This window comes from Desulfonispora thiosulfatigenes DSM 11270 (assembly GCF_900176035.1).
GTDB classification, from domain to species: Bacteria; Bacillota; Peptococcia; order Peptococcales; family Desulfonisporaceae; genus Desulfonispora; species Desulfonispora thiosulfatigenes.
In genome coordinates this window covers 258,225-284,891 of the sequence record NZ_FWWT01000022.1, presented here as the reverse complement: position 1 = coordinate 284,891, position 26,667 = coordinate 258,225, and the positions used below count along the sequence as shown (strand labels likewise).

The window sequence follows — 26,667 nt, the reverse complement described above, 5'->3', positions numbered from 1 at the left end:
TTTACGTTTAGGGTAACCTTTTATCACGTTTTTATGTATTTAATAATTTAATAATTTCTACAATTTACTGAATAATTAATTTTTAACTATATGTTTTAACAAGATTATTTACTAATTACTTTTTTTCGTAATTCTAAAGCATGACTTTTAGTGACTTGATCACTACCACCTAGCATGCGAGCTAACTCGTCTATTCTTTCATTTTCAGCAAGTTCATTAATATCCGTTATAGTTTTATTTTCTATAATTTTTTTGCTGATTAACCAATGTTTATGGGCACAACTTGCAATTTGTGGTGAGTGAGTTACACATATTACCTGACAATCAGTAGCTAAGGAAGATAAGGTATCGGCAACCTTGACCAGTATATTTCCGCCTATTCCAGCATCTATTTCATCAAAAATTAAAGTATTAATAGAATCAACTTTTGCTAAGATGACTTTTAGAGCTAGCATTATTCGTGACATTTCGCCACCTGAGGCAATTTTAGAGACAGACTTTAAGGGTTGCCCAGGATTTGGTGAAATTAAAAATTCTAGATTATCTATACCTTTTGCATTTCCTTCTTTTTTTCAAATGATACTTTAAATTTTGTATTTTCCATTGCTAAATCTTTTAATTTATAGGTTAAATTCTTTTCTAAATTTGCAGCTATTGTTTTTCTGTTTTCTGAAATCCTTTCAGCAAGAGCTAAGTAGATAGAATATGATTTTTTTCTTTATCTTCTAGTTCCTTTATAAAAAATTCACTATTTTCAATTTCGTCAATTTCTTGTTTAGCTGTATTTAAATATTCTAAAATTTCATTTATAGTATTCCCATATTTCTTTTTTAATTTATTAATTTCAAAATATCTTTCTTCGAGGAAATTTTTGCGATTTAAGTCATAATCAAAGTTGTCAGAATAGCCTTTTAAAACTCTGGCACTTTCTTCAACACTAATTTGTGCATTTTTTAAATCGCTCAAAATATTTTCAAATTCTTGGTCAATATCTTTTAAGCTTGAAACAGCATCAATTGCTTTACTTATTTGATCATATGCTGAGTTTTGGCCATATAAGAGATTAAAACTATTATCTGCTACTGAAACGATTTTTTCATGATTTTTTAATAAATTAAGTTCATTTTCGATTTCTATGTCTTCATTTTCCGTTAAATTCAAGGCACCAATTTCTTGGGCTTGAAATTTCAAAAAATCTACTCTTTGATTTTTGTCATTAATCTTTTCTTTTAATTTAAGGATTTTTTTTACATCTTCTTGCCAATTTTTATATAAATCCTGCAGATTATCAAGATCTTTTTTAAAACTCTTATCACCGAGTAAGTCTATTAAATGCAAATGCATTTTTTCTTCTGAAAGAGTTTGAAAATCATGCTGTCCGTATATATTTATTAATTCAGGTCCGACTTTTTTTAAAGTAGTCAAATTTATAACCCTATTATTTAAGCGGCTAACATTTTTTCCATTTAAGTGAATTTCTCTAGCTAGGATCACAAGTCTTTCTTCATCTACTTCATGACCTAATTCATTTAACACATTTTCAACTGGGTGTCCTACTGGAACATAAAAAGACCCTTCAACCATTGCTTTTTCTTGATTTACTCGAATAAAATGGCTTTGTGCTCTTGCCCCAAGTAAAAGAGAAACTGCATCAATAATAATTGATTTACCTGCTCCAGTTTCTCCTGTTAAAACATTAAGGTGCTCATCAAATCTTAAGTCTAATTGATCAATTAAGGCAAAATTTCTTATACTTAATTCTAAAAGCATAACTTACCTCCTGTATCATCAATTAACTAATAAATTATTGAAGTAATCAATAATTTCAGCAACTGATTCCTTAGGTTTAATAATTAGCAAAATAGTATCATCTCCCGCTATAGTTCCAATTATTTCTTCCATATTTGTACCATCAATTAGGGATGCAACAGTTTGTGCATTACCCGGTGGGGTTCTGATTACTATCATGTTTTCGCTAAAATCTATACTAGAGACAAATTCTTGAAACATGAATTTTAACCTTTTTTCCGACACAGAAATTTGTTCAATTGGAAAAGCATATTTATACATATCATTTCCGATTGCTACTTTAATTAAACCAAGTTCCTTGATATCTCTTGATACAGTTGCTTGGGTAACATTTAATCCTTCTTCTCTTAGTGATTCTGCTAGTTCTTCCTGCGTGCTAATAATTTTATCTTTGATTATATCTAATACCTTTTTTTGGCGCCTAGATTTCATACTACTCATAGTTATTTCCACCATCTATTATTTTAAGTTTTTCTCGCACAATTCCAAAAAAACTTCTTTCTTTAAATTTAATTAAATTTGTATAGTACTTTGCTTTTGTTATTAATACTTCATCATCATTTAATAACTGAAAGGTACTTTGTCCATCTGCATTTAACTTAGCATCTGCCATTACTGCCCTAACTACGACCCTGATAACATCATTTGGTGGTATTACAATTGGTCTAGCATAGAGGGAATGCGGACAAATAGGAGTAATTATATTAACATCTAATTTAGGATATACAAGTGGACCTCCTGCAGATAAAGAGTAAGCAGTTGAGCCTGTTGGAGAAGATATAATAGTTCCATCACCTGAATATTCAGCGATAAATTCTTCTTCTAAAAAAACACTTAGTGTTATTAGGCGTGCAAAACAACCTTTATTAATTACAATATCATTTAATGCAAAACTTTCATGAATGATTTCATCATTTCTTTTTACAGAGGCTAATAACATTGATCTTTTTTCAAGGGAGTATAAACCTTTAGTTAGTTTTTCTAAGTAGTCATATATTTCATTAACTTCTATTTCTGTCAGAAAACCTAATCTACCTAAGTTAATCCCTAGAATAGGGATATTATACCCTGCTGAAAATCTAGCTGCTCTTAATAAGGTGCCATCTCCACCTAATACTAAAATACAATCAACTTTCGAACATATCTCGCTATCAGATATGTTTATAGGTATATCTAATTGTGTTGATTCTTCACTTGGTATATATACTTTGATATCCCTTTGTTCAAACCACTCTATAATTTCATTAGCTAAAGCTATGGGTTGCTTTTTATAGTAATTAATAATCAACCCAACATGTTTGATTTTGATCATATATTTCTCCTAATCTATAATGATAAAATAAAATACTTCCTAAATATTATACCCAGGATAAAATTAATCGTATCATACAATTTATTCACCTCTATCCAAGTATTTTATCATAGGAAGTATAATTAATTTGTTTTTAAATTTTTGTGAGCCTCTTTTACCACATCTTCTATAACTATTTCTGCAAGTTCATCTTTTTTATTTAGCCATAAAAGATACTCAATATTACCCTCAGGACCTTTAACTGGCGAATAAGTTAATCCTTTTATTCCAAAATTCAGTTCTTTTGCTAATTCAAAAATATTTTTAATTACATCTATATGTATTTCAGGATCCCTTACTACCCCTTTTTTTCCTATCCTATCTTTCCCTGCTTCAAACTGAGGTTTAATTAATGCAATTACCTCACCAGTATCTTTTAAAATTTCGTTTACTGCTGGTAATATTTTGTCTAAAGAAATAAAAGATACATCTATAGAAACAAAATCCACCTTTTCTCCTAAAATTTCAGGAGTTAAGTATCTAGCATTTGTTCTTTCCATATTAATAACTCTAGGATCAGTACGAAGTTTCCAATCTAATTGTCCATAACCTACATCTACTGCATAGACCTTTATTGCACCCTTTTGTAATGAGCAATCCGTAAAACCACCAGTTGAGGCACCAATATCTGCCATTACTACACCCTCTAAATCAAGAGAGAAGGATTCCATAGCCTTTTTTAGCTTAAGTCCACCTCTACTAACAAAAGGATTATCAGTACCTAAAATACGAATAACTGCATCACTTTTTATATTTGTCCCTGACTTATCTATCTTTTGTTCGTTTACTAATACTTTTCCAGCCATTATTAAGGCCTTGGCTTTTTCCCTACTTTTAGCAAGACCTCTATTAACAATAGCTACATCTAATCTAAGTTTTTCCATCTTATTTTCTCCCAGAAAAATTAATTGCAAACTTATTTAAAATACTGTTTTTTTCTTTAAATTTATTTATAACCTTTTCGACTATTGAATCAGCTTGTAATCCATATTCTTCTTTTAATACTTTTACAGCTCCATGTGGAGTAAATTTATCCTCTAACCCTATTCTTAAAGTATTTATATGTATTTGATTATCTGAAAGAAGCTCTAATACAGCGCTACCAAAACCTCCCTGCAGGGAATGTTCTTCTAAGGTAACTAAGCCTTTAGTATGTTTACACGCATTTATGATAGTTTCTTCATCAAGAGGTTTTACAAATCTAGCATTAATTACAGTGCATTTTAAACCACATTTATCTTTTAATTTATGGGCAACTTCAAGGGCTACGGAAACCATACTTCCGATAGCTAATAAAGTTAAATCAGTACCTTCTTCAATTATTTCTGATTTTCCTATTGGTAAATTTTTTAATTCTGCGTCTAAAGGAACACCTAAACCGTTACCTCTAGGATATCTAATTGCAATAGGTCCATTATGAGAAGTTGCTGTAAAAAGCATATGCCTTAATTCATTTTCATCTTTAGGAGCCATAATTACCATATTTGGAATATGTCTTAAAAAAGCAAAATCAAAAACACCATGATGCGTAGGTCCATCTTGACCTACAAGACCTGCTCTATCAATTGCAAAGATTACATGTGAATTTTGCATACAAACATCGTGTATTATTTGATCATACGCCCTTTGTAAAAAGGTATCATAGATAGCTACTACGGGTTTAAACCCTTCTAATGCTAAGGCAGACGACATCGTCACTGCATGTTGTTCAGCTATCCCTACGTCAAAAAAACGTGTTGGGAATTCTTTTGCAAAATTACTCGTTCCTGTGCCATCAGCCATAGCAGCAGTAACAGCTACTATCTTAAAGTCTTTTTTTGCTATTTGAACTAATGTATCGCCAAAAATTTTAGTATAAGATGGTGTGGTAGAAGATCCTCTAGTTTTACCCGTTTTGACATCAAAAGAACCTGTACCATGAAACTTATCAGGATTCATCTGTGCAGGTAAATAACCTCTTCCCTTTTCTGTAATAACATGAACTAAAACAGGCTTATTTATGAGGGCTGCATTATTAAGTGCTGTTTTTAATGCATTATAATCGTGCCCATCTACTGGACCAAAATATTTAAAACCCAGTTCTTCAAAAAGCATACCCGGTACTAATAAATATCTAAAGCTATCTTTTATTCTATCTGCTACTTTAATCATTTTGTTCCCAATAGCAGGGAATTTTTTCAGCATATATTCAATATCTTCTTTACGTTTTGTATAAAGGGGATCTAATCTTACTCTATTTAAATAAGCAGACATAGCACCAACATTATTAGAAATTGACATTTTGTTATCATTTAAAATAACTATCATTTTCTTTTCTAATGCTCCTGCATTATTTAAAGCTTCAAAGGCCATACCCCCGGTCATTGCACCATCACCTATGACAGAGATAATATTACTATTTTCTTTTTTTAAATCTCTTGCTTTTGCAAGGCCTAAAGCAACAGAGATAGAATTACTACTATGCCCAGTATCAAAAAAGTCATGTTCACTTTCACTACGTTTTGGAAAGCCAGATAACCCATTATATTCACGTAAAGATTTAAACTCTTTTAAACGACCAGTTAAAATTTTATGCACATAGGCTTGGTGACCTACATCCCACACGATTTTATCTTTAGGAGTAGAAAAGACAGTATGTAAAGCTAAAGTTAGTTCGACCACACCTAAATTCGGGGCCAAATGACCTCCTGTAGTAGATACAACATCAACAATATACTCTCTAATTTCTTGTGCCAACTCTATAATTTCAGTATCAGTCAATTTTTTAAGATCCTTTGGCAGATCTATCTTATCTAATAAAGACAAGTTCGTCACCTACTCCATTAGTTTTTGGATATAAAATGCTCGTTCACTATATCCAGATTATTTTAACAAAAGTTAATTTTAATTTCAAACTATTAAAAATCAAAATAAATATGCAACTAAAATTCCTAGCAATGCACCTGCAAAAACTTCAATAGGAGTATGTCCTAATAACTCTTTTAATCTATCTTTATTAAAATGAGAATCGTAATAAAAATCTTCTATTATACTATTTAATATTTTTGCTTGTTTTCCTGCTGCTCTACGTACTCCTGCAGCATCATACATGACAACCATTGCAAAAGCAAAGCAAATAGCAAATTCAGGAGATTCAAAGCCCATAAGTTTACCTACACTTACAGCTAAAGATGTTGAAAAAGCGGAATGAGAACTAGGCATTCCCCCCGAACTAATTAAAAGATTAAGGTTTAATCTTTTTTTAGTAAATAAAATTATTATAACTTTTAAGACTTGAGCAAGAGCCCAGGCTATTAAAATGACCTTTAATACATTATTACTAAATATTCCTTCTAGTATACTCACTATATTTCTCCCTTGTTTAATTTTTCCTAACTAATAAGTATTTAGCTAGCTCTTTTAAAGGAGCTGAATTAGTGTCAAACATTTTTAAAGCATCAATCGCCTGCTCTACTGTAGCTTGTGCAATTTCCTTAGTTTTATCTATCCCAAGTAATTTAGGAAATGTTGCTTTATTATTTTTATCATCACTTCCTATATTTTTGCCTACTATTGTTTCATCACCAAAAACATCTAATAAATCATCAGTTATTTGAAAAGCAAGACCTAAGTTTTCGGCATAAGTTGTTAAAGCATCAATTTGCTCTTTTGTTCCTCCTCCTAGGATGGCTCCTGCCCTCACTGAAGTTTTAATTAATGCAGCAGTTTTACATTTATGTATATATTCTAGTGTTTTTAAATCTATCTCCATATTTTCAGATTGAATATCTACAACCTGCCCACCTATCATTCCCATAGTTCCTACTGCCCCAGAAATTTCATGAATAACCCTTAAATAATTTTCAGCATTATTAGATTTAAGTCCCGCTTTACTTAAAACTTCAAAAGCATAGGTTAAAAGTCCATCTCCAGCTAATAAAGCTATGGCCTCACCAAAAACAATATGATTAGTTGGTTTTCCTCTTCTTAAATCATCATTATCCATACAAGGTAAATCATCATGTATTAAAGAATAAGTATGAATTATTTCTAAAGCACAAGCAACATCAATTAATTCCTCTGAATTTCCACCCACAGCATCTGCAGCAGCTAGGCATAAAATAGGTCTTAATCTTTTTCCTCCTGCCATTACGCTATAATTCATAGCTTCATGAATCTCTTTAGGATAGATCTCTTTAGAAACAAGTATGTTATTTAAATTTTCTTCTACGTATTTACCTTTTTGCGCTAAATACTCTTTTAAATCTAAACTATTCATTTGTCTCTTCACTCCATTCTACTTCCTCATTTTCCTGTAATACCTTTATCTTTTTTTCGCATTTATTTAAATAATCATTACAACTATTTATCAACTTAATTCCTTTACCAAAAAGCTCAATAGAATTATCTAAGGATAACTCACCTTTATCTAATTGGCCTAGTATCTTTTCTATTTGAGCGATATTTTCTTCATAATTAATTTTAACTGTCATAAATATCATCCTTTTTTTCTACAACATTGCAAATTAATTGACCATCATTTAAAAGTAATTTAACTTGTTTTTTTAGGTTTACCTTATGTATTGATTTAACAACATTTGCTTTATCGTCAAGACAAATACAGTATCCTCTCGCTAGAGTTTTTAATGGGCTTAAAGAATCAAGCTTTTCTATTAATAAATCTAGTATTTGTTTTTGAGATTTGTATTTATTTTCCATAATGGTATTTATTCTTAAATGCATATTATCTATTTTTTCTTTAGCAACAAGTATTTTATTTAAAGGGTTTAATAATTGTAGCTCATTTGTAATACCACTAAGTTCTTGTTTTTTATATTCAAGATTTTCGAAAAGCACTTGATTTAATCTTGTATGATAAAAATCTACTTTATCCTTTAATTCCTTAACAGTTGGAACGACAAGTTCCGCTGCCATAGAAGGGGTAGCAGCTCTTAAGTCAGCTGCAAAATCTGTTAAGCTAAAATCAGTTTCATGACCAACTGCACTTATTATAGGTACCGGACTTTCACTAACTTTTCTTACTACTTGTTCATTATTAAAACACCATAATTCTTCTAAGGATCCCCCACCTCGACCTACAATAATAACATCAACATCTTTATCATAAAGATTATCTAGGGCAGTTATAATTGAGGTAGGTGCTTCAACACCTTGTACCATAGCTGGAGCTATGAGGATTTCAGTCATGGGACTTCGTCTATGTATAATACTAATTATATCTTTGATTACAGCACCCGTTAAAGACGTTACAACCCCTACTTTTTTAGGCATCCTAGGTAAATCTCGCTTTTGCTCAATATCAAATAATCCTTCTTTTGTTAATTTGTTTTTTAATTGTTCATATTTAAGGTTAAGTTCACCTGCACCATGGATAATTAAATCCTCTACATATAGTTGATATTGACCCGTTTGTTCATATAAAGATACGTAACCTAATGCTAAAACCTGCATTCCATGCTCGGGCGAAAATTTTAGTTTTTTACTATTACCTTTAAACATAACACATTTAATTATACTATCTTTATCTTTTAATGTGAAATACATGTGACCAGAAATATGTAACTTGAAATTTGAAATTTCACCATAAACCCATACAGAAGATAATAAAGAATCTCCACTAAGGAGATTCTTTATATATTGATTTAATTTGCTCACAGAAAATGTAACATTTCTTGAAAACATATTATTCACCTAAATACTATTTATTTTCTAAATAATCATGTATTGCTCTAGCCGCTTTTTTACCTGCTCCCATAGCAAGAATAACTGTAGCTGCACCTGTAACTATATCTCCACCAGCAAAGACACCATCTTTAGAAGTTAAGCCTGTTTCTTCATCTGCAATAATGTTTCCTCTTTTTGTTAAATCTAATCCTGGTGTGCTATTTGCTACTAATGGGTTAGGTCCTTGACCAATTGCCATAATTACTGTATCAATTTCCATTTCAAATTCAGAACCTTCGATAGCAATAGGTCTACATCTACCTGAGCTATCAGGTTCACCTAATTCATATTTTAGACAGGTCATTGATTTTACCTGACCATTTTCATCACCATTGATAGATATTGGGCTTGTTAATAAAAATAATTGTACGCCTTCTTCTTCAGCATGTTCTAATTCTTCTAATCTTGCTGGTATTTCATTTTTAGAACGACGATAAACAATGATAGATTCCTTAGCCCCTAATCTTAAAGCTGTACGAGCAGAGTCCATAGCTACATTACCCGCTCCTATTACGGCAACCTTTTCACCAACCTTTATTGGTGTATCAAAGTTTGGAAAATTATAAGCAGCCATTAAATTTGTACGAGTTAAAAATTCATTAGCTGAATATACGCCATTTAAATTTTCTCCTGGAATATTCATGAAGTGTGGTAATCCTGCACCTGTAGCAATATAAACTGCAGAAAATCCTTCTTCATTCATTAACTCATCAACAGTACCAATTTTCCCCATTACACTATTCGTTTCAATTTTTACGCCTAAATCTCTGATATAATCAATTTCTCTTTTTACAACTGTTTTAGGTAAACGAAACTCTGGGATACCATACATTAAAACACCACCAGGTGTGTGTAAAGCTTCAAAAACTGTTACATCATAGCCTAATTTTGCTAGGTCTCCTGCACAAGTTAAACCTGAAGGACCAGCCCCAATAACAGCTACTTTTTTATTATTACATGAAGTTTGAATAGTTTCTTTTCCTTCCTCAGCTGCTTCCCAGTCGGCAATAAATCTTTCTAAACGTCCAATAGCAACTGGTTCACCTTTGATACCTAAAATACATTTTTGTTCGCACTGACTCTCTTGCGGACAAACACGACCACAGACAGCTGGAAGATTATTTTTATTTTTAATGATTTTTGCTGCTTGCTCGAAATTTTCTTCAGCAATAGCACCAATAAAATCAGGAATATCTACCTCAACAGGACAACCTTGCATACACATAGGTTTTTTACATTGTAAGCATCTTTTTGCTTCATTTATAGCAGTTTCTTTGTCATACCCTAGAGCAACTTCTTTAAAGTTTGTTTTTCTTTCAATAGCGTCCTGTGAAGGCATAGGATTACGAGGAGCTTTTATTGACATTGACATCCACCTCCATTATTATTACAACCACTAGTTTGTGCTGTTTGTTCTTCTTCTTTATAATAACAAGCTCTTCTCATAGCTAAATTAAAGTCTACTAAATGAGCATCAAATTCTGGTCCATCCACACAAGCAAATTTAGTTTCATCTCCTACTAAAACCCTGCAAGCACCACACATGCCTGTTCCATCAACCATAATAGGATTTAAACTAACTATTGTTTTAATTTTTTCAGGTCTGGTTACTTCTGCTACTGCACGCATCATAATCATAGGTCCAATAGCCCACACTCTGTCGATTTGCTCGCTATCCATTTTACCACGCAACAAATCTGTTACAAATCCTTTAGTACCAAGACTACCATCATCAGTGGCAATTAAGACTTCATCGCTAACTGCTTTTAACTTATCTACCCAAAATACTATATCTTTAGTTCTTGCACCAATTATTGAAATTACCTTATTTCCTGCTTCTTTTAATGAACGAGCAATCGGATAAATAGGTGCTATACCAACTCCACCACCTACTACAACAGATGTTCCAAAGTTTTCAATTTCAGTTGGTTCTCCTAGAGGTCCTACTAAATCTAGTATTTCATCTCCAGTTTTTAGTAAACCAAGTTTTTTTGTAGTTTTACCTACTGTTTGAAATATTATATCAATTGTGCCCTTTTCTCTATCATAATCAGCAATTGTTAGTGGTATTCTTTCACCATTTTCAAAAGCACGTAAAATTACAAATTGTCCCGCCTTTGCTTTTTTAGCTAACCTCGGAGCCTCTATTTTAAATAAAAATAAATTATCCGCAAATTGTTCATGATCAACTATTTTGAACATTTTTATTTTTCCTCCTTTTGATAATCCTTTATAGTAAAAAAGGCGTAATTTTACGCCTCTAACACAAACATACAATCTATTTTATCACTAAAATAAATATAAACCAAAGGAAATTCTTATATCTACTTATCTTCGTCTTCTACACCAAAATCTTCTTTAATTTTTCCTAAAACACCATTAATGAATTTTGGAGATTTGTCTGAACCAAAAATCTTTGCAAGTTCTATGGCTTCATTTAAGATAACCTTGATAGGGGTCATTTTAGAATAATTCATTTCATAGATTGCTATTCTAAGGATGTTTCTATCAACTATTGACATCCGTTCAATAGTCCAGTCCACGGCATAGTTTTTGATAATTTTGTCAATTTCCTCAGTATGAGCTACCGTGCCTTCGATTATATTAACTATAAATTCTTTAGCCTTTTCATCTATAGTTTCATCTTCTAATCTTTGGGTGATAACCTCTTGTATATTTTCTTTTGTCACATCAACTTGATATAAAGCCTGTAATGATTTTTCTCTTGCTACACGTCGTTTCAAATTATGGCCTCCTAATGTCTTTCTCTAAAAACTTTATCAATTATAGAATAAAAACTTTCATTTTGATCTACTCTTTTACCAACAACAAAACCTATATAAATACATACAGCAATAAAAATGGTTTCTAATAAGCCTACGCTAATTACAAGTACGCTAAACAACAAACCAATCAAAATCCCAAAAAATTTTCCTTTGTGATGGGTAAGCACTTCATCTAATATTTTTTCTAACAACTTTATTACCCCCCTACCATTTACTCTACACGGGATTTCACATCTTTTGCTAAATCAGAAACTAATATACGTACTTCTTCAACTTGTATTCCTGCTTGATTTAAAAAATATTCATTTATTTTATTTTGAGTTTCAGTAGTTATTTCCGGTATGTTTACATCAGATGTTACACTTATTTCAATAAAAACAGCAATACCATTAGGAGTACTTTTAATTTTTGTTTTAGCTTCTTTAATACCTACTATTTTTTTGGCAATTTTTTCAGTCATGTTTTCTAACGCTTTAATAGTAATTTTGATTTCTCCAAGTTTTGTTTCAATTATATTAGTTTGCGTAGAAATCTTTTGTTTAAATGAACCTCTTAAGATGCTAAAACCAATTACTATACTAAAAAGTGCTATAAATCCAAGTATTACTTTATCATTACTATGTAATAAACTATTATTTATGTAATCCAAAGGGCTAGTCCACCCAAATAGCACCCCAGAAACTAATGCCCCTAGAATTATTAAAATAAGCGCGAATAAAACTCTATATGTTTTTGAATGCATAATACCTAATCCCCCTTACTTTAGACAGCTTGTCTAAATAAGAGTACAAAAGAAAATAATTTTAGGAAGTCTAAAATAGACTACCTAAAATTAACGCACTCTTATTTCTTTATCTTCTATTTCTTGCTTTTCAAAAGCTACACCTTGGATATGAATATTTATTTCTACTGCAATTAAACCGGTCATTGCTTCTATTGCTTCTCTTACCTTTTGCTGAATTAATTGAGCTACCTCAGGAATCTTTGCTCCAAATTCAACAATAACAAATAAATCAACAGCTGCTTCTTTTTCACCTACCTCTACTTTAACGCCTTTTGCTAAATTTTTACGACCTAGCATTTCTGCTATTCCAGCAGAAACTCCTCCGCTCATACCAGCAACGCCTCTAACTTCTGTAGCAGCTAAGCCTGCAATAATTGCAACTACATCATCAGCAATCTTTACAGAGCCTAATTCATTTAGATTTGATGTATTTAAATTAGTCATGTTTACATTATTGCCCAAAACCCACACCCCCACACATGTTTCATATATTTTTTAATTATACCAAAAGGAGCTCAACAAACCAACATTAAAGCAATTTATTATTTTTTAGGAATAATCGAAATGTTATCTAAGGTAAATCCAGTAGCTTTGATAACCAAATCTCCTAATTTACTAACATCCGTTTCTTTTAAAGTGTCTGCTTTAATTATAATTGTTGCTGTTTCATTTTGTACTACTGCCACTGCTTCTTTATATTCTTTTGCTTTAAATAAATTTTCTATCTTGGATTCTAAAGAAATATCTTTTGAAACCACTAATAATTCTTCTTGTGCTTTTGTTCTTATTTCTGCAGATGAGTTTGGATTGTCTACTATTTCTCGCAATACTTCTATTTGTGAGGCATGATCTTTTTCTCTTTTAATTCGAAAATCAACAAAGAACTCACTGTTTTTTTCTATAATGCTTTGTTTAACGGTAGTTTGGTCATCTTGGATTACCTTTTCACCATCTCCGCCCTTTTGTTTATCTTGATCTTTATTTGGAGTTTGGTCTTTTTCTTTACTTTCGATTTGATCTTTTTCTTTATTGCCTTTAGCAACTACTTGAGTAGTTTCATTTAACTCTTCAATAATAGAATCATCTAATGCGAGCTTATATTTATCTGCAAAACCTGACATACCCATATACATGAATGAACACCCTAAGATTACTAAAGTAACTATCATTACATTACGAATTTTAATTAAAAACATCATTTTAAATCCCTACCTTCCTTTTGGTAATATCATTACTCTATGAGCTGGGACATTTAACAAGGTTTGCACTGCACTATTAAGCTCTTCTTTAATTGCAAGATCCTTCGCACCTTCTGCTACAACGATCACGCCAGAAATTTGAGGTCTTTTTTCTTTAATTACTACTGCATCATTTTTTCCTTGAGCTCCAGTTTTCATTACTAATTGACTATCTTCTTGCGCCTCATCAGTAACTCGATTGCTTCCATCCTTTGCATTTTCATGTATTTTTGTTTGGCCAGTTTTTGTATTTACTGCATATTCGTATTCTAATCCTGATTCTAAGGTAATTGTGGAAGATACATCACCTGCTCCATCAATCATACTTAAAATATTATTTAGCCTTTGTTCTAAATCTAACTCTGCTTTACCTAGATCATTTTGACTGTTATTATTAGTTTTTACTTCAGTAGTAGCTGCATCCATACCAAGCTGATTTTGTTCTGGGTTTAAATTATTCTTTGGACTTTGTAGCGTCATTAAGAAAATTCCTATTAAGGACATAAAAACTAAGCTTATGACTATCTTTTTTTGTTTTGCTGTAATTTTAACTGGATTTTTACTTTTATCCTCAGGAAATAGCGTTTTAAAAAAGTCTCCCATTAACTTTCCTCCTCACTATTAAATTCAATATAAATCTGTTCTTCATTGATACTATAATAATTAGACACAAGATTTATTACTTTTGCTCTTAAACCTTCGTTATTAATTTTTGGCTCCTCTTTTTCTAGGGATTTATTAAACTCGATTTTTACAGGTTCTACTAGTAAATCTTGATCAGCTTGATCTACACCACCTAGAAATATTTCTAAATCAACCTTTTCAAGCTTCCCCATATTTTTTAAATCTTCAGTAGATTTAAGTATAGCTTGACAATTAACACGGCTTACTTCCGGAATTAAATGCACTAAGGCCTCGATTTGTTTTTCTATTCTATAGTTGTATTCTCTGGTTGCCTCTGAATTTTGCGCTAAAGACATTTTTTCACCTTCTGCTAAAACTGTATTTATATCTTCATTTTCAGGAAGCGAAAAGTTCCAAGCTGATAAGCTTTCGCTATTTGTGAAAATACTTATAATTGGGTTTAAAATTGTCACCATAATAAATAAGCCCATTATTACTTTTATGAATTTTCTCAAATTGGTATTAGGTAACAACATATCTAAAAAAGTGGTCAATAAAACTATAACAGCTATATTACGGATTATTTCATTTAAACTGCTCATTTTTTCACCCCTACCTGAGCATGACTGTGATATTTGCCGTTGTGACGACTATTATGATAGTGAGAAAAAACATTAAAGCTACCGTGGCTACAGAAGCAAAAACTAATAATAAACTGCCCGCCATACTATCTAAAGTATCTGAAATTTGAGAATTTCCTAAAGGTTGTATTATTGCTGAAGATACTTTATAAATAATAATAATGGCAAATATTTTAATTGCTGGGAATAAAGAAATAACTACAATAATTAATAATCCCATAATACCTATCGCATTTTTTAGTAATAGAGAACCACCAATTACAGCTTCTAGTACATCTGAAAACATACTACCTACTACTGGAATAAAAGCACCCGTCATATATTTTGCCGTTCTTAAGGATACTCCATCTGCTATAGCTCCCCCTACACCTTGGACACTCAAAACGCCTATAAATAGGGTAAAGGTTAAGCCTAAAAAGAAAACTATTACTTGATTTAATAAACTTGATAATCTTGTTATTTTGAATTCAGATGAAATATTATTAATAATGCTTAATACTGCGCCTAAGAGTATTAATGGGAAAATAACTGTTTTATATAAAGTACTTAGAGAAGCTATCGTGATAAAAATAAAAGGATGCAATATGGCCGTTGAGGTAAATGCTCCTAGGGAAGCTAATAAAGTTAAAAGTATAGGCATTAAAGCTTGCATAAATGTAACCATATTTTGAACGGCATCTTTTCCAATTTCGATTGTATATTGAAACGAGCTAATCATAAATGTAATTAAAACTAAAAAACTTACAGCGTATGCTAATTTAGCTATGGTGCCTTTTTCAAAAGCATTATGCAGATTTGATAGTACAGAACATAATACAGCAAGTACTATTAACTTTCCCATAAGGGCTAGATTGACGCCAATTTCCTTAAACAAAAATTTAAAAGTATTATTAATGATGTCTTTAAAACTTAAATCTACTTTACCTTCTTTTAAATCTTGGATAAATTGGTGTACTGAAAAATTTGGTATGAACGATGATATTTCTTCATTTATGTGATTAGTAAAACGATCAACTTCTGTTAAATCTAAAAGATCTAATTGATTTTCTGTGATTTCTTGAATATCCTTCTCCTCACTTGCTAGTGCTATCCCTTGCGTCAATATATTCATAAAAATGAGAAATAGTATAATAATTGCTACTCTTTTCATAATCATACCGCCTTATGGAATTAGCTTAATAACACTCTCTAATATTGCCACTATTATTGGAATGGCTAAGGTAAGGATGATAATCTTTGCTGCAAATTCTATCTTTCCTGCAATTGAACTACTACCTGCATCCCTACATATTTGTGATCCAAATTCAGCTATATAAGCTATTCCTATTATTTTAAAAATTGTATTAAGAAAAAACATATTTACATTTGCTTTAATAGCTAAATCACCAAAAACTTGTAATATTGCTTGAATTTTGCTTATCATCAGTAAAAAAACAATAGTTCCAAATGCAATAGTGAGCTGAAGGGCAAATTCACTATTTCTTTCTTTTAAGACAAGATAAAATACAACTGTTATTAAAGCTATGCCTATAATTTGCAAAATTTCCATAGAGACACCTCTTTTTAATATAAAGAGAATACAGAACGAACATAATCAAATAAATTTGCTAATAATCTTATGACCATATATAGAACTATTGTAAGTCCAGCTAATGTAGCTAATTGCGCTTGATCTTCTTTGCCAAAGGATTTGAGTACACTATGAAGAACAGCTGTTAAAATCCCAATTCCCGCAATTTTAAAAATAATAGTTACGTCCAATTAAATTCCCTCCTATTCAACTTTTAACTTTTTAAACTAAAATCAACGCAATTACTGCTCCAAAACTAAAACCTAAATATTTATATACCTTTTGATTTGTTTCTTTTATTTTCTCAGCCTTAAATTCTGCGTTTTTTAAATGGTCTTGAACTAATTTCAAATGTTTTGTTTGTTCGTCACGATCTGAACCACCTAGACCTTTTCCAAAGCTGATTAATATCTCAATATCTTCTGCTAACAAACTACTTTCTTGTTCTAATTCATTTAATGAAATTTCCCAGGCTTCTCCAGCTGTTAATCCTTCTCCATTTTTTAAATAATTAGATGACTGTGAAAATAATTTATTTATCGGAAAACTAATTTGATTTGAAACTCTTGATAATGCTTCTGGTAAAGGAGTCAAACCATATAAAATTTCTGTTTCTAACATTTTCAAACCATTTTGAACTTGTCTAAGCTCGAGTGGCCTTAAAGATAAATTTCTAGCTACAACTAGTCCAATTACTCCAAAGCCCATTATAAGAAAAATTGAACCCAGGATTTTCAACATACTAACCGTTCCTTTCACCTACATTTTTTAAAAGCAAAGATTTATATGTATAGCCATCCAGAATATCCTCTACTGTACCCACACCTCTTGAACGACTTAAAATAATTATTCTTGTAAAAATTCGACTATTTAAAATCATATTAAGATTTGGTCTTCTTTTTATTTCATTAATATCTGCACCATGCACTGTAGTTAATAAATTTATTCCTGAATTTAATACTTCTTCCATGGCTAGTACATCTTCTCTTGTACCTATTTCATCAGTAACAATTACTTGAGGTGACATTGATCTAATTAGCATCAGCATACCTTGTGCTTTTGGACATCCATCTAAAATATCTGTCCTAAAACCTACATTATATTGAGGGTCACCATTATAACTACCCGCTATCTCTGATCTTTCATCAACTAGTCCTACGTTTACACCTAAAAAATTCAGCTTTGAAATACCCATGCTGAGTTGTCTTACTATGTCTCTTAATAATGTTGTTTTTCCACATCTTGGAGGAGATACAATAAGTGTGTGTTCTATTTCAGTAGGTGATTTAATAATATAAGGTAAAATTTTAGTAGCTGCTCCTAATATTTCTTTAGCTATACGAAAATTTAAACCTGAAATATCTTTTAAAGTTTTTATCATTCCATTATTTAAAACTGCTTTTCCCGTTATACCTACTCTATGTCCACCTTTTAAAGTTATGTATCCTCTTTTAAATTCTTCTTCCCAGGCATAAATTGAACTTTGACTAATTAAATGTAAAATTTTATTAATATCAGCTTGAGTTATAAAATATCCTTGTTCTAAATTTTTTGTAATTTCTTTATGATTAATAGCAAAGTTATCTTTTTCTGTTACAATAACTAAAGGACGATTTAATCTAATTCTTATTTCTTCAATTTTAGCTATCATATAATCAGGTATTTTTAAAACTAAATCTCTTATGTTTTGCGGAAAAAAAGGTAGTATTTCTGTGAGTACATTTTTTTGTAAAGGACTGCTTGTTTCTTTCTTAATAATTTTTATATTCGTCATTACATCCACCTCATTAATTAATATGAAGCTTATCCTACTTTATGACAAAAAAAGTCCTAAGATTAAAAAATAATCTTAGGACTTTTAAAAATTCAAATTTAAGTTTTTTATTCTTCAGCATCAAAAATAGATTCATCGCAATTAGGACAACTTAAGTCTGATATCTTAGAGTCATCATCTAAAATATTGGAATCAATACACACTGAATCATGACAAATTGGGCATTCTACTTCTAAGTAATCATCGTCACACTCACAACCACAATCGCAATCTTCATCACCATAGTAGTCTACTTCTAAATCATTTAAATCCTCATCAATGGTTTCAATATAATGTTCTAAATCATCTTGACTATCCTCGATGTCTAAAATAGAATCAGACATATCTTCTAATACCTTTAGAATGCCCATGATAATTTTTCCTTCTTTTGAGTTTTCAGAAAGATCCATACCATCAGCTAATCCACGCAAATATGAAATACTACTTTGTAAATCAGTCAAATTAAAAACCTCCCTTCAAATCTAACACTTTAATAGTATTACCTTTATTTTTAAAAATAAACTTATGCACGTTCTACATATTCTTTAGTTCTAGTATCTATTTTTAAAATATCACCAACATTAATGAAAAATGGTACATGTACCACGCAGCCAGTTTCCATTGTAGCTGGTTTTGATCCACCTGAAGCTGTATCACCTTTAATACCTGGCTCAGTTTCTATAACTTCTAAGTTAACAGTATTAGGTAAATCTACTCCTAATACTTCTTCTCCATAAATCAAAATAGAACAATCCATATTTTCTTTTAAAAATAATTCTCCACCATCTAGCTGATCTTGTGTTAAAGAAATTTGTTCAAAAGATTCATTGTCCATAAAAATATAAAATTCACCATCATTATATAAATATTGCATTTCTCTTCTGTCTAAAATAGCTTTAGGAACTTTTTCTCCCGCTCTAAATGTTTGTTCAGATGTAGAACCTGATCTAAGATTACGTATTTTTGCTCTTACAAAAGCTGCACCTTTACCTGGCTTAACGTGTTGAAAGTCTATAATTTGGCAAGGTTGTCCATTTAATTCTACGGTTACTCCTGTTTTAAAATCACTTGTTGATAACATGCTTATCTACCTCCACTATGCTATAAAATTATCAAATCTTTAGGTGAGTGAGTCAAGTTTTCTATTCCTGTCTCATTTACAACAACTAAATCTTCAATTCTTACTCCACCCCAACCTGGAATATAAATTCCAGGTTCAACAGTAACTATCATGTTATTTTTTAGTATATTACTGTCTTTGGGAGATAAACTTGGCTTTTCATGAACGTCCAAACCTAAACTATGTCCTAAACCATGTCCAAAATTATCTCCATAACCTTTTTCGTGTATATACCCTCTACTTAAAGCATCTATGTCTTTTGTTTTGCAATTTGCTTTTAAGGCTTCTAAGGCTAAATCTTGAGCTTTTAAAACTATATTATAAATTTCTTTTTGTTTTGTAGACGGGGTTCCAACAACGATAGTTCTAGTCATATCTGAACAATATTGATTGTAGATACAACCAAAATCCATTGTAACAAAGTCACCTTTTTCAATTATCTTTTCTGTAGCGGTCCCATGAGGTAGTGCTGAACGCACACCTGATGCCACTATTGTTTGAAAAGAAGTTTTACTTGCTCCCTTAGAAAGCATATAGTATTCAAGTTCTAATCCTATTTCTGTTTCTTTTTTTCCAGGAGCTATGATATTTAGAATATGAGTAAATGCTTCATCTGCAATAGCTGCTGCTTTTCTTATATTATTGATTTCTTCATTATCTTTAATCATACGAATTTCTTCTGTAACTTGATTTGTCGCAATTAAACTGATTTGTATAAGTTCATTATGTAAATTATTATATTGACTATATGTTATATAATCTTCTTCAAATCCCATTTTCTTTATATGTAGCTTTTGAGCAATTTCATTTACTGTTGCATTAATAGATAGTTCATATTTGATAACTTGATAACTACTTGCTTCTTGTTTTGCTTGCTCTATATATCTAAAATCTGTTATTAAAAAACATTCCTTGAGCGTTATTAATAATACACCCGCTGTTCCTTTAAACCCACTTAAGTAAAATCTATTTGCAGGATTTAAAACAATAAAACTATCCAAACCTTGTTTTTCTAACAATCTTCGAAAAGCAGCGATTCTATTTTCTATCATTTTATTTCCTTTCCTAATTGTAAATTTATATATCTTAAAGCCATCTCATAACCTAAATAACCTAAGCCACATATTTGCCCCACACAAACGGGAGCTAATAATGAAATGTGACGAAAATCTTCTCTAGCATAAATATTACTTATATGTACTTCAATGCAAGGCACTTCTACCGCTTCTATTGCATCTCTTATTGCTATGCTAGTATGGGTGTAAGCACCTGCATTAATAATAATAAAATCATATTTATTCCTAGATTCATGAATAGCATCAATCAAAGCTCCTTCATGATTAGATTGTTTAAAATATATTTTACAATTTAATTCCTTAGCTATGGATTCTAAATACATATGATTATCATGCAAAGTTTTGTTGCCATAAACTTCTGGTTTTCGTGTCCCTAATAGATTTAAATTAGGCCCTTCTAAGATAATTATATTCACTTCTACACCCCTGGAAAAATATTAACACAACAAAACTTATTTGAACAGTTTTAACTTCCACTAATACTAATATTATTTATTTTAAGCGTCGGGGATCCTTTTCCTACAAAGAAGGTTAAATCACTGCCTACATCAGATACATTTAATAATAAGTCTTTTAAATTTCCTGCTATAGCAATACCACGCACCGGTTTAATAAATTCTCCTTTTTCTATCCATATTCCAGAAGCTCCTAAAGAAAAGTCACCTGTTATTGGATTTGCTGTATGCATACCCATAACATCAGTTACAAATAAACCTTTATCAGTATTTTTAATTAATTCTTTAACCGGTGTCTTACCAGCTCCTATATAGAAATTTGTTGTTCCTACTTCTGGTGAACCTCGATAAGAGCCTCTACTTGCATTACCAGTTGACTTAATTCCTTCTTTTTTTGCTGTATATAAATTGTGTAAATATCCTGTAAGGTTTCCATCTTTAACTAAAATAGTTTCAGAAGTTGGAACCCCTTCACTGTCAAAAGGTGAGGAAACAATTTTACCTGGTAACGAGCCATCGTCAATTATACTAATTAATTCACTTGCAATTTTAGTATTTAATTTATTTTCTAAAAAGGATTTTCCTTTATGAACATAATCTGCTAAAAATGCTGGTGCAATAATACCTAAAAAATTAGTAGCCATATATGGTTCTAAAACTAAACTAGCATTTTGTGATTTCATTGTCTGTGCACCTAAAAGTCGTACTGCCCTCATTGCTGCTTCTTCACCAATCTTTTTTGGATCAAGGTCTTCATAATTTAGGGAATATTTCATGCCAAAACCTGTTTGACTTTCACCTTTTTCCTCACCAACAACTAAAGCATATCCACCACAATAAGAACCTTCATAATAAGCTTCAAGGCCTAATGAATTAATAATACAAATTTCATATAGTGAATCTTCATAAGAAGATCTTTCAGTTAATTTAATTCTTTTATCATATTTTTTAGAGAAACTTTCAATTTCCTTAGCTATATCTATTTTTTCATCAATTGATCTATTAAAGATCTTTTCATCATATAAATTTAAATTAGCATAAGAATCATATTTAGGAGCTAAGGTTAAAAATTCATCCTTTTCAGTTTTGCCCGCATTTGCGATAGCATTTAAGATAGTTCTATCTAAAGAAGTGCTATTTAAATCAGATGTATAAGCAAAACCTAAACAATTATTTTTAAAAACTCTTAAACCTAAGCCTCGTTCTTCAGCTTCTTTAATATTATTAATCTCTTGATTAGATACCATTATATTTAAATCTTTAGATCTTGATATAAAAACTTCTGCAAAATCAGCACCATGTTTTAGGGCTTTTTGTACAATACTATTTCCTAAATTCAAAAAATCATTTTTATGCATTTATTCACCTCCAAAAATAACCTGTATCTTTATTATTAAACTTTTCAAAAGAAATATCCCTACTTATTTGTTTTTTTAAACATTTATGAGCCTTTAACATTAACTTTTATCTTTTTTGTTTCCTTTGCTCTCGTAAAAGATAAAACTAAACCTATTAAAGCGATAAATCCAGCAAAGAAAAATGTATCGCCTAAAGCATTTGCAAACTTTTCTTGTACTTGTAAATCCAGATAGAATTTTTGACGATAAGAAAATAATGTTACAGATAAGGCTATACCTAAAACCATACCTAGGTTTCTCATTGTAGCTAAAATACCACCTGCTATTCCAAGTTTTGGTTTAGGAACTACTCCCATAACTGAACTATTATTTGGAGATTGAAATAGTCCCATACAAACTCCAAAAACCCCAAAAGCAAATACAATTAAAGGTGTAGGAGAAGTAGCTGAAATTTTAGAAAGAGCAAATAAATTTAAGGCCATAAGACCCATACCCGTAGTTGTTAAAATACGATAACCAAATTTATCAGATAAAGTCCCGCTAAGTGGGGCTATAAAGGCCATAGAAAGTGGGAATGCCATCATTAATAACCCAACATGATTAGCCTCAATACCTTTTACTTCTTGAAAGTAAAAGGGCATAAATAAATTAGCAAAAAACATAGCCACAAAAGATAAAAGTCCTGCAATATTTCCCGTGGTGAAAATTGGATCCTTAAATAACTCTAAGTCTAACAAAGGATCGTTATTTTTAAATTCTATCTTTATAAATAATAATAACCCCAATACACCGACAGCAATATATGTTATTACCTTTGTTGTAATACCTAATTCTTCAATTAATGATAAACCATAAATTAAACTAACTATACCTATTGCCCATAAAAATGCTCCAAGAAAATCAAAACTTTTAAATTTATTTACCTTTTCTTTAGGTAATAAATAAATACTTCCTAAAAGTCCAAATATCCCTATAGGTATATTGATTAAAAAAATACTTGACCAGCCAACCATACCTGTTAATAATCCTCCCAAGGGCGGACCGGTCATGCTGCCTAGGGCAACTATAGTACCAACAGTTCCTAGTGCCTTCCCCCTTTCGCTAGGAGGGAATACATCAATGATAATACCAGAACTATTGGCCATAATCATAGCAGCTCCAATTCCTTGGAAAACCCTAGAAATAATTAATATATATATATTGGGAGAAAATGCACATAAAGTTGATCCTAACATAAATCCAATGAAACCCCAGCTAAATACTTTAGTTTTTCCTAAGGTATCGGCTATTTTACCAAAAAACAATAGGCAACTTGTTATAATTAATAAATATGAAAGAGGTATCCATTGAATTAATTTTAAATCTGCCTGAAATTCATCGGCAATACTAGGTAAAGCAACATTTACAATACTACCATCCAAAGTTGACATAAATGTCCCTATTGATACACTTGCAAAGACATACCACTTATAATTTGATGATTTTTTAATATTTTCAAACAACTTCTTTCCCCCTAATAAGAAAAAGGGTTATAAAAACCCTAATTAAGCTTTTATTTATATACGCTTAATTTTAAAATCCCTCGAGATTTGTTTATCTGTAGCTGCTAATGTCCCACCAACTATTAATTCTTTTATTTTCATAGTAGGTTGGGCATCCGAAACAGGCACCCCCTGCCCTTCTTTACCACATGTACCGATTGCATAACCCAAATCATTTCCAACCATTTCAATCATTTGCAAAGTCTCTGGGCCATTTCCCGTAAGTGTTGCACCCTTAACTGGCTTAGTAATTTCTCCATTTTCTATTAAATATCCTTCTGCCACATCAAAAACATAATCTCCATTAGTGGTATTAACTTGACCACCACCCATTTTTTTGACAAATAAACCATGCTTAGTTGATTTAACTATCTTTTCAGGGTCATCATTACCTTTAGCAATGTATGTATTTGTCATTCTCGGAATTGGCCTTTCTTGATATGACTGTCGTCGACCATTACCAGTACTTTCTCTCTTATCCTTAGTTGCAGTTAAATAATCATACATATAATTTTCTAAAATACCATCTTTAATAAGAACATTCTTTTGTCCTTTATTTCCTTCATCATCATATCTATATGATCCGTATTTATGAGCAATTGTCGCATCATCTACTACAGTTACCGCACTAGAAGCAACCTTTTCACCTTTTTTATTAGCATAAACAGATAGTCCTTTTTGTACTAAATCTGCTTCTAAACCATGACCACAAGCTTCATGAACCATTGTTCCTCCTGCTTCAGCTGCCATAACTATTGGCATTTTACCACTTGGAGATCCCTCTGCGCTTAACATTAAAACAGCTCTATTAGCTGCTTCCACACCTAAATCCTTAGGATCATTATGCTTAAATATTTCAAAGCCTCTAGTACCACCTAGGGAAGAAAATCCTGTTTGAATACTCTTTCCATCATTTGCAATAGCGTTACAAACAAATCTAGTTCTAATTCTCTCATCCTCTACAAATACACCATTACTATTAGCAATAGTAACCTTTTGTAAAACATCTCCATAACCCACTGAAACCTGCTTTATTTTTTCATCAACTGAGCGACAAGCACTATCACAAATTTTAATTTTATCAACCTTATCATCAATGTTTACTTGATCTGGCCTAATTTCAATATCAAATTCTACTACTGGACTTGGAACAGTAAAATCTAAGGATGTATTTTTCTTACTTCCCTTTGCTACTTTACTGGCAACTTCCGCTATTTCTAGCAATTTTTCTTTAGTCAATTCATTTGTAAATGTATATGCTGTGCTTTCACCTGCAATAACTCTTATACCTGCTCCAATATCCATACCAGAATTGATTCGCTCTATTTTTTTTTCTTCACAAGAAATTCCTGTTGTTTGTTTTTCTTCGATAAAAATTTCTGCAAAATCAGCACCTTTGGATAAGGAAACATCTAAAATTTCTTTTAATAATTTTTTATCCATTTAAACACCTCTACCAATTTATTTATTAGTTTTATACTTCTTCTTTAAGAACAATACTAGGATAAAAAGGATACCTTCTAAAACTAGTATTAGTTTTTTCTACCCACTTATACTCATTTAGAGAGATATTATTAATTGATACAACTATAAGTAACCTTTGATCATAATTTTTATTTTCTAAGTCTGTCTCCTCAAATTCATCTGGAGAAATATGTAATCTTTCTAAGTTAACGTAATACGAGCTTTTTTCCATTAATTTTAACCAATTAATAAAATTTTCATAATGTCCTGTAAATATATATTCATAAACCCTACTTTTGAAATTCTCTTGATTATTTTTTTGATGTGTTTTAAATCCTGCAATAGTAAGACCAGCGCTTTGCGCATATTTATTCGTCTGTTCTAATACAAGTTGTGATTGTATCCCTATTTCATACTTTTCTTTGTGTATCTCAACTTCCTCTTGTGTTTTTTCTAATTTTCTCTGATCTAATGGTTTAATTTTTTTCTCCAAGGACTTAATTTCCTGCTCTAAAAAGTTTACCTGCGCATACTTTTCAACGAAAAAATTAATTTCACCTTCTATTAGAATAAAATAAGTGCATATTAGCAGACATATAATCAGTAAATATAAAAATGGTTTACGAATGTTTAATTTTTCTGCTAAATAATTTATCATTTAGATCCTCCTTCTAGAGAATCTGAAAATGATAGCTGTCTCTTTAACTCAGCTTCTATAGTGAATGTTACTAAATTATCATTTAATTTTATTTTATTATCTTTTAAGGCAAAAAAATTTTGCTTGTTATCTTCCTGCTGTTTATTTCCATTTGACGTACTTACATTAGGATCACTAAATGCTTCTGCTAGGGTTATATCTACATTTTTAAACCAGGTAAGTTCTCTAAGTTTTATGGCATATGTACTAATAAGATTAAAATTTTCCGCGTTTCCCTGAATAATTAATTTATTATCTTTTTTATCTAAACTCTTAAGCCAACTTCCATTTTCTAAACAACCGGAAATATCCACTAATAAACTGGACCATACTTGCTTATTGGTATTGATGTGCTCTGTAATTTGTTTAACTTTATTATTGTTTGCTAACTTTTCTTCATATTCGGTGATACTTTTATAACCAGGCTCTAAATTAGCTAATTTTTTTTGTAATATTGCTTCTTTTTTTAAGAGTGCAGTTTTATAAGAATTATAGCTAGTTATTCCAATAATAATTATGCTAAAAATTGAAAGATATATTAATATTCTTTTAATACCTTTTTTACTCAAGGAAAGTTTACTTTTATATTTAGGAGGCAATAAATTAATATCCATTA

Annotated in this window: 33 protein-coding genes; all 33 read right to left on the bottom strand. The window is 30.9% G+C overall.

Translation table 11 applies throughout. The annotated features are described in order from the left end of the window. Positions 1-104: 104 nt before the first annotated feature. The 33 genes from B8965_RS10295 to B8965_RS10135 all read right to left on the bottom strand — a co-directional run bounded on the left by B8965_RS10295 (position 105) and on the right by B8965_RS10135 (position 26,665). Positions 105-467, bottom strand: coding sequence for a DNA repair protein RecN (locus tag B8965_RS10295; RefSeq protein WP_084054109.1), 363 nt, complete (start codon positions 465-467; stop codon positions 105-107). A 223-nt stretch (positions 468-690) separates the two neighbouring features. Beyond that, positions 691-1,770 (bottom strand): AAA family ATPase, encoded by a 1,080-nt coding sequence (locus tag B8965_RS10290; protein ID WP_084054108.1) that lies wholly within the window; start codon positions 1,768-1,770, stop codon positions 691-693. Positions 1,771-1,788: 18 nt separating this feature from the next. Continuing rightward, positions 1,789-2,241: an arginine repressor gene (gene argR / locus B8965_RS10285; RefSeq protein ID WP_084054273.1), complete on the bottom strand. Its 453-nt coding sequence runs from the start codon at positions 2,239-2,241 to the stop codon at positions 1,789-1,791. A 1-nt stretch (position 2,242) separates the two neighbouring features. After that, complete coding sequence (locus B8965_RS10280; protein ID WP_084054107.1) at positions 2,243-3,121, bottom strand: NAD(+)/NADH kinase; 879 nt, start codon at positions 3,119-3,121, stop codon at positions 2,243-2,245. 122 nt (positions 3,122-3,243) lie between these two features. Further along, positions 3,244-4,044, bottom strand: coding sequence for a TlyA family RNA methyltransferase (locus tag B8965_RS10275; RefSeq protein ID WP_084054106.1), 801 nt, complete (start codon positions 4,042-4,044; stop codon positions 3,244-3,246). A 1-nt stretch (position 4,045) separates the two neighbouring features. Further along, positions 4,046-5,965, bottom strand: a complete 1,920-nt coding sequence (dxs, locus tag B8965_RS10270) for a 1-deoxy-D-xylulose-5-phosphate synthase (protein WP_084054105.1) — start codon at positions 5,963-5,965, stop codon at positions 4,046-4,048. Positions 5,966-6,064: 99 nt separating this feature from the next. Further along, positions 6,065-6,505 (bottom strand): divergent PAP2 family protein, encoded by a 441-nt coding sequence (locus tag B8965_RS10265; RefSeq protein WP_084054104.1) that lies wholly within the window; start codon positions 6,503-6,505, stop codon positions 6,065-6,067. A 16-nt stretch (positions 6,506-6,521) separates the two neighbouring features. After that, positions 6,522-7,418 carry a polyprenyl synthetase family protein gene (locus tag B8965_RS10260; RefSeq protein WP_084054103.1) on the bottom strand — a complete coding sequence of 299 codons (897 nt, stop codon included), beginning with the start codon at positions 7,416-7,418 and terminating at the stop codon, positions 6,522-6,524. Beyond that, entirely contained in the window at positions 7,411-7,632 is a 222-nt protein-coding gene (gene xseB / locus B8965_RS10255; RefSeq protein ID WP_159446332.1) for an exodeoxyribonuclease VII small subunit, read from the bottom strand. Before xseB ends, B8965_RS10260 begins: the two co-directional genes overlap by 8 nt. Further along, the gene (gene xseA, locus B8965_RS10250; protein WP_084054101.1) at positions 7,622-8,842 is read right to left on the bottom strand and encodes an exodeoxyribonuclease VII large subunit; all 1,221 of its coding nucleotides are present in this window, start codon (positions 8,840-8,842) and stop codon (positions 7,622-7,624) included. Before xseA ends, xseB begins: the two co-directional genes overlap by 11 nt. A gap of 16 nt (positions 8,843-8,858) precedes the next feature. Further along, positions 8,859-10,250, bottom strand: coding sequence for an NADPH-dependent glutamate synthase (gene gltA, locus B8965_RS10245; protein ID WP_144015903.1), 1,392 nt, complete (start codon positions 10,248-10,250; stop codon positions 8,859-8,861). Then, entirely contained in the window at positions 10,241-11,086 is an 846-nt protein-coding gene (locus B8965_RS10240; RefSeq protein WP_084054099.1) for a sulfide/dihydroorotate dehydrogenase-like FAD/NAD-binding protein, read from the bottom strand. Before B8965_RS10240 ends, gltA begins: the two co-directional genes overlap by 10 nt. Positions 11,087-11,208: 122 nt before the next feature. Beyond that, positions 11,209-11,628: a transcription antitermination factor NusB gene (gene nusB, locus B8965_RS10235; protein ID WP_084054098.1), complete on the bottom strand. Its 420-nt coding sequence runs from the start codon at positions 11,626-11,628 to the stop codon at positions 11,209-11,211. Positions 11,629-11,639: 11 nt separating this feature from the next. Beyond that, the gene (locus B8965_RS10230) at positions 11,640-11,861 is read right to left on the bottom strand and encodes a DUF2273 domain-containing protein (RefSeq protein ID WP_144015902.1); all 222 of its coding nucleotides are present in this window, start codon (positions 11,859-11,861) and stop codon (positions 11,640-11,642) included. A gap of 20 nt (positions 11,862-11,881) precedes the next feature. Beyond that, on the bottom strand, positions 11,882-12,412 hold the full coding sequence (gene amaP / locus B8965_RS10225; RefSeq protein WP_084054096.1) for an alkaline shock response membrane anchor protein AmaP: 531 nt from the start codon (positions 12,410-12,412) through the stop codon (positions 11,882-11,884). A 90-nt stretch (positions 12,413-12,502) separates the two neighbouring features. Continuing rightward, positions 12,503-12,898: an Asp23/Gls24 family envelope stress response protein gene (locus tag B8965_RS10220; protein ID WP_084054272.1), complete on the bottom strand. Its 396-nt coding sequence runs from the start codon at positions 12,896-12,898 to the stop codon at positions 12,503-12,505. Between the two features lie 98 nt (positions 12,899-12,996). Then, on the bottom strand, positions 12,997-13,653 hold the full coding sequence (locus tag B8965_RS10215; protein ID WP_084054095.1) for a SpoIIIAH-like family protein: 657 nt from the start codon (positions 13,651-13,653) through the stop codon (positions 12,997-12,999). A 9-nt stretch (positions 13,654-13,662) separates the two neighbouring features. Then, positions 13,663-14,295: a hypothetical protein gene (locus tag B8965_RS10210; RefSeq protein ID WP_084054094.1), complete on the bottom strand. Its 633-nt coding sequence runs from the start codon at positions 14,293-14,295 to the stop codon at positions 13,663-13,665. Beyond that, entirely contained in the window at positions 14,295-14,918 is a 624-nt protein-coding gene (gene spoIIIAF, locus B8965_RS10205) for a stage III sporulation protein AF (protein ID WP_084054093.1), read from the bottom strand. The genes B8965_RS10210 and spoIIIAF overlap by 1 nt, the downstream gene beginning before the upstream one ends. Positions 14,919-14,928: 10 nt before the next feature. Continuing rightward, the gene (gene spoIIIAE, locus B8965_RS10200) at positions 14,929-16,107 is read right to left on the bottom strand and encodes a stage III sporulation protein AE (protein ID WP_278336354.1); all 1,179 of its coding nucleotides are present in this window, start codon (positions 16,105-16,107) and stop codon (positions 14,929-14,931) included. A gap of 12 nt (positions 16,108-16,119) precedes the next feature. Continuing rightward, entirely contained in the window at positions 16,120-16,506 is a 387-nt protein-coding gene (gene spoIIIAD, locus B8965_RS10195) for a stage III sporulation protein AD (protein ID WP_084054091.1), read from the bottom strand. Between the two features lie 14 nt (positions 16,507-16,520). Beyond that, entirely contained in the window at positions 16,521-16,718 is a 198-nt protein-coding gene (gene spoIIIAC, locus B8965_RS10190) for a stage III sporulation protein AC (RefSeq protein ID WP_084054090.1), read from the bottom strand. 31 nt (positions 16,719-16,749) lie between these two features. Then, a complete protein-coding gene (gene spoIIIAB, locus B8965_RS10185; RefSeq protein WP_084054089.1) occupies positions 16,750-17,268 on the bottom strand; it encodes a stage III sporulation protein SpoIIIAB in 519 nt (172 codons plus the stop codon). 1 nt (position 17,269) lies between these two features. Next, positions 17,270-18,301 carry a stage III sporulation protein AA gene (gene spoIIIAA, locus B8965_RS10180; protein ID WP_084054088.1) on the bottom strand — a complete coding sequence of 344 codons (1,032 nt, stop codon included), beginning with the start codon at positions 18,299-18,301 and terminating at the stop codon, positions 17,270-17,272. A gap of 107 nt (positions 18,302-18,408) precedes the next feature. Beyond that, positions 18,409-18,801, bottom strand: coding sequence for a CD1247 N-terminal domain-containing protein (locus tag B8965_RS10175; RefSeq protein WP_084054087.1), 393 nt, complete (start codon positions 18,799-18,801; stop codon positions 18,409-18,411). Positions 18,802-18,863: 62 nt separating this feature from the next. Beyond that, positions 18,864-19,421 (bottom strand): elongation factor P, encoded by a 558-nt coding sequence (efp, locus tag B8965_RS10170; protein WP_084054086.1) that lies wholly within the window; start codon positions 19,419-19,421, stop codon positions 18,864-18,866. A 20-nt stretch (positions 19,422-19,441) separates the two neighbouring features. Then, positions 19,442-20,512, bottom strand: coding sequence for a M24 family metallopeptidase (locus B8965_RS10165; protein ID WP_084054085.1), 1,071 nt, complete (start codon positions 20,510-20,512; stop codon positions 19,442-19,444). Beyond that, positions 20,509-20,952: a type II 3-dehydroquinate dehydratase gene (gene aroQ, locus B8965_RS10160; RefSeq protein ID WP_084054084.1), complete on the bottom strand. Its 444-nt coding sequence runs from the start codon at positions 20,950-20,952 to the stop codon at positions 20,509-20,511. Before aroQ ends, B8965_RS10165 begins: the two co-directional genes overlap by 4 nt. 50 nt (positions 20,953-21,002) lie before the next feature. After that, complete coding sequence (locus B8965_RS10155) at positions 21,003-22,349, bottom strand: TldD/PmbA family protein (protein WP_084054083.1); 1,347 nt, start codon at positions 22,347-22,349, stop codon at positions 21,003-21,005. Between the two features lie 83 nt (positions 22,350-22,432). After that, positions 22,433-23,851: an MFS transporter gene (locus B8965_RS10150; protein WP_084054082.1), complete on the bottom strand. Its 1,419-nt coding sequence runs from the start codon at positions 23,849-23,851 to the stop codon at positions 22,433-22,435. A gap of 54 nt (positions 23,852-23,905) precedes the next feature. After that, positions 23,906-25,333: a TldD/PmbA family protein gene (locus tag B8965_RS10145; RefSeq protein WP_084054081.1), complete on the bottom strand. Its 1,428-nt coding sequence runs from the start codon at positions 25,331-25,333 to the stop codon at positions 23,906-23,908. Between the two features lie 31 nt (positions 25,334-25,364). Then, the gene (locus B8965_RS10140; RefSeq protein ID WP_084054080.1) at positions 25,365-26,012 is read right to left on the bottom strand and encodes a hypothetical protein; all 648 of its coding nucleotides are present in this window, start codon (positions 26,010-26,012) and stop codon (positions 25,365-25,367) included. Further along, positions 26,009-26,665, bottom strand: a complete 657-nt coding sequence (locus B8965_RS10135) for a PilN domain-containing protein (RefSeq protein ID WP_084054079.1) — start codon at positions 26,663-26,665, stop codon at positions 26,009-26,011. Before B8965_RS10135 ends, B8965_RS10140 begins: the two co-directional genes overlap by 4 nt. Between the last annotated feature and the right edge of the window lie 2 nt (positions 26,666-26,667).

Excerpts from the sequence above, each read along its gene's own strand:
- B8965_RS10275 (WP_084054106.1), bottom strand. The coding sequence starts at position 4,044 with ATGGAAAAACTTAGATTAGATGTAGCTATTGTTAATAGAGGTCTTGCT.
- B8965_RS10260 (WP_084054103.1), bottom strand. The coding sequence starts at position 7,418 with ATGAATAGTTTAGATTTAAAAGAGTATTTAGCGCAAAAAGGTAAATAC.
- B8965_RS10290 (WP_084054108.1), bottom strand. The coding sequence starts at position 1,770 with ATGCTTTTAGAATTAAGTATAAGAAATTTTGCCTTAATTGATCAATTA.
- B8965_RS10165 (WP_084054085.1), bottom strand. The coding sequence starts at position 20,512 with ATGATAGAAAATAGAATCGCTGCTTTTCGAAGATTGTTAGAAAAACAA.
- B8965_RS10140 (WP_084054080.1), bottom strand. The coding sequence starts at position 26,012 with ATGATAAATTATTTAGCAGAAAAATTAAACATTCGTAAACCATTTTTA.
- B8965_RS10215 (WP_084054095.1), bottom strand. The coding sequence starts at position 13,653 with ATGATGTTTTTAATTAAAATTCGTAATGTAATGATAGTTACTTTAGTA.
- B8965_RS10145 (WP_084054081.1), bottom strand. The coding sequence starts at position 25,333 with ATGGATAAAAAATTATTAAAAGAAATTTTAGATGTTTCCTTATCCAAA.
- efp (WP_084054086.1), bottom strand. The coding sequence starts at position 19,421 with ATGTTATCAACAAGTGATTTTAAAACAGGAGTAACCGTAGAATTAAAT.
- xseA (WP_084054101.1), bottom strand. The coding sequence starts at position 8,842 with ATGTTTTCAAGAAATGTTACATTTTCTGTGAGCAAATTAAATCAATAT.
- B8965_RS10210 (WP_084054094.1), bottom strand. The coding sequence starts at position 14,295 with ATGGGAGACTTTTTTAAAACGCTATTTCCTGAGGATAAAAGTAAAAAT.
- B8965_RS10155 (WP_084054083.1), bottom strand. The coding sequence starts at position 22,349 with ATGCATAAAAATGATTTTTTGAATTTAGGAAATAGTATTGTACAAAAA.
- B8965_RS10220 (WP_084054272.1), bottom strand. The coding sequence starts at position 12,898 with ATGACTAATTTAAATACATCAAATCTAAATGAATTAGGCTCTGTAAAG.
- B8965_RS10240 (WP_084054099.1), bottom strand. The coding sequence starts at position 11,086 with ATGTTCAAAATAGTTGATCATGAACAATTTGCGGATAATTTATTTTTA.
- spoIIIAA (WP_084054088.1), bottom strand. The coding sequence starts at position 18,301 with ATGACGAATATAAAAATTATTAAGAAAGAAACAAGCAGTCCTTTACAA.
- spoIIIAF (WP_084054093.1), bottom strand. The coding sequence starts at position 14,918 with ATGAGCAGTTTAAATGAAATAATCCGTAATATAGCTGTTATAGTTTTA.
- B8965_RS10280 (WP_084054107.1), bottom strand. The coding sequence starts at position 3,121 with ATGATCAAAATCAAACATGTTGGGTTGATTATTAATTACTATAAAAAG.
- spoIIIAB (WP_084054089.1), bottom strand. The coding sequence starts at position 17,268 with ATGTTGAAAATCCTGGGTTCAATTTTTCTTATAATGGGCTTTGGAGTA.
- B8965_RS10295 (WP_084054109.1), bottom strand. The coding sequence starts at position 467 with ATGTCACGAATAATGCTAGCTCTAAAAGTCATCTTAGCAAAAGTTGAT.
- argR (WP_084054273.1), bottom strand. The coding sequence starts at position 2,241 with ATGAAATCTAGGCGCCAAAAAAAGGTATTAGATATAATCAAAGATAAA.
- xseB (WP_159446332.1), bottom strand. The coding sequence starts at position 7,632 with ATGACAGTTAAAATTAATTATGAAGAAAATATCGCTCAAATAGAAAAG.
- B8965_RS10135 (WP_084054079.1), bottom strand. The coding sequence starts at position 26,665 with ATGGATATTAATTTATTGCCTCCTAAATATAAAAGTAAACTTTCCTTG.
- amaP (WP_084054096.1), bottom strand. The coding sequence starts at position 12,412 with ATGCATTCAAAAACATATAGAGTTTTATTCGCGCTTATTTTAATAATT.
- gltA (WP_144015903.1), bottom strand. The coding sequence starts at position 10,250 with ATGTCAATAAAAGCTCCTCGTAATCCTATGCCTTCACAGGACGCTATT.
- spoIIIAE (WP_278336354.1), bottom strand. The coding sequence starts at position 16,107 with ATGAAAAGAGTAGCAATTATTATACTATTTCTCATTTTTATGAATATA.
- spoIIIAD (WP_084054091.1), bottom strand. The coding sequence starts at position 16,506 with ATGGAAATTTTGCAAATTATAGGCATAGCTTTAATAACAGTTGTATTT.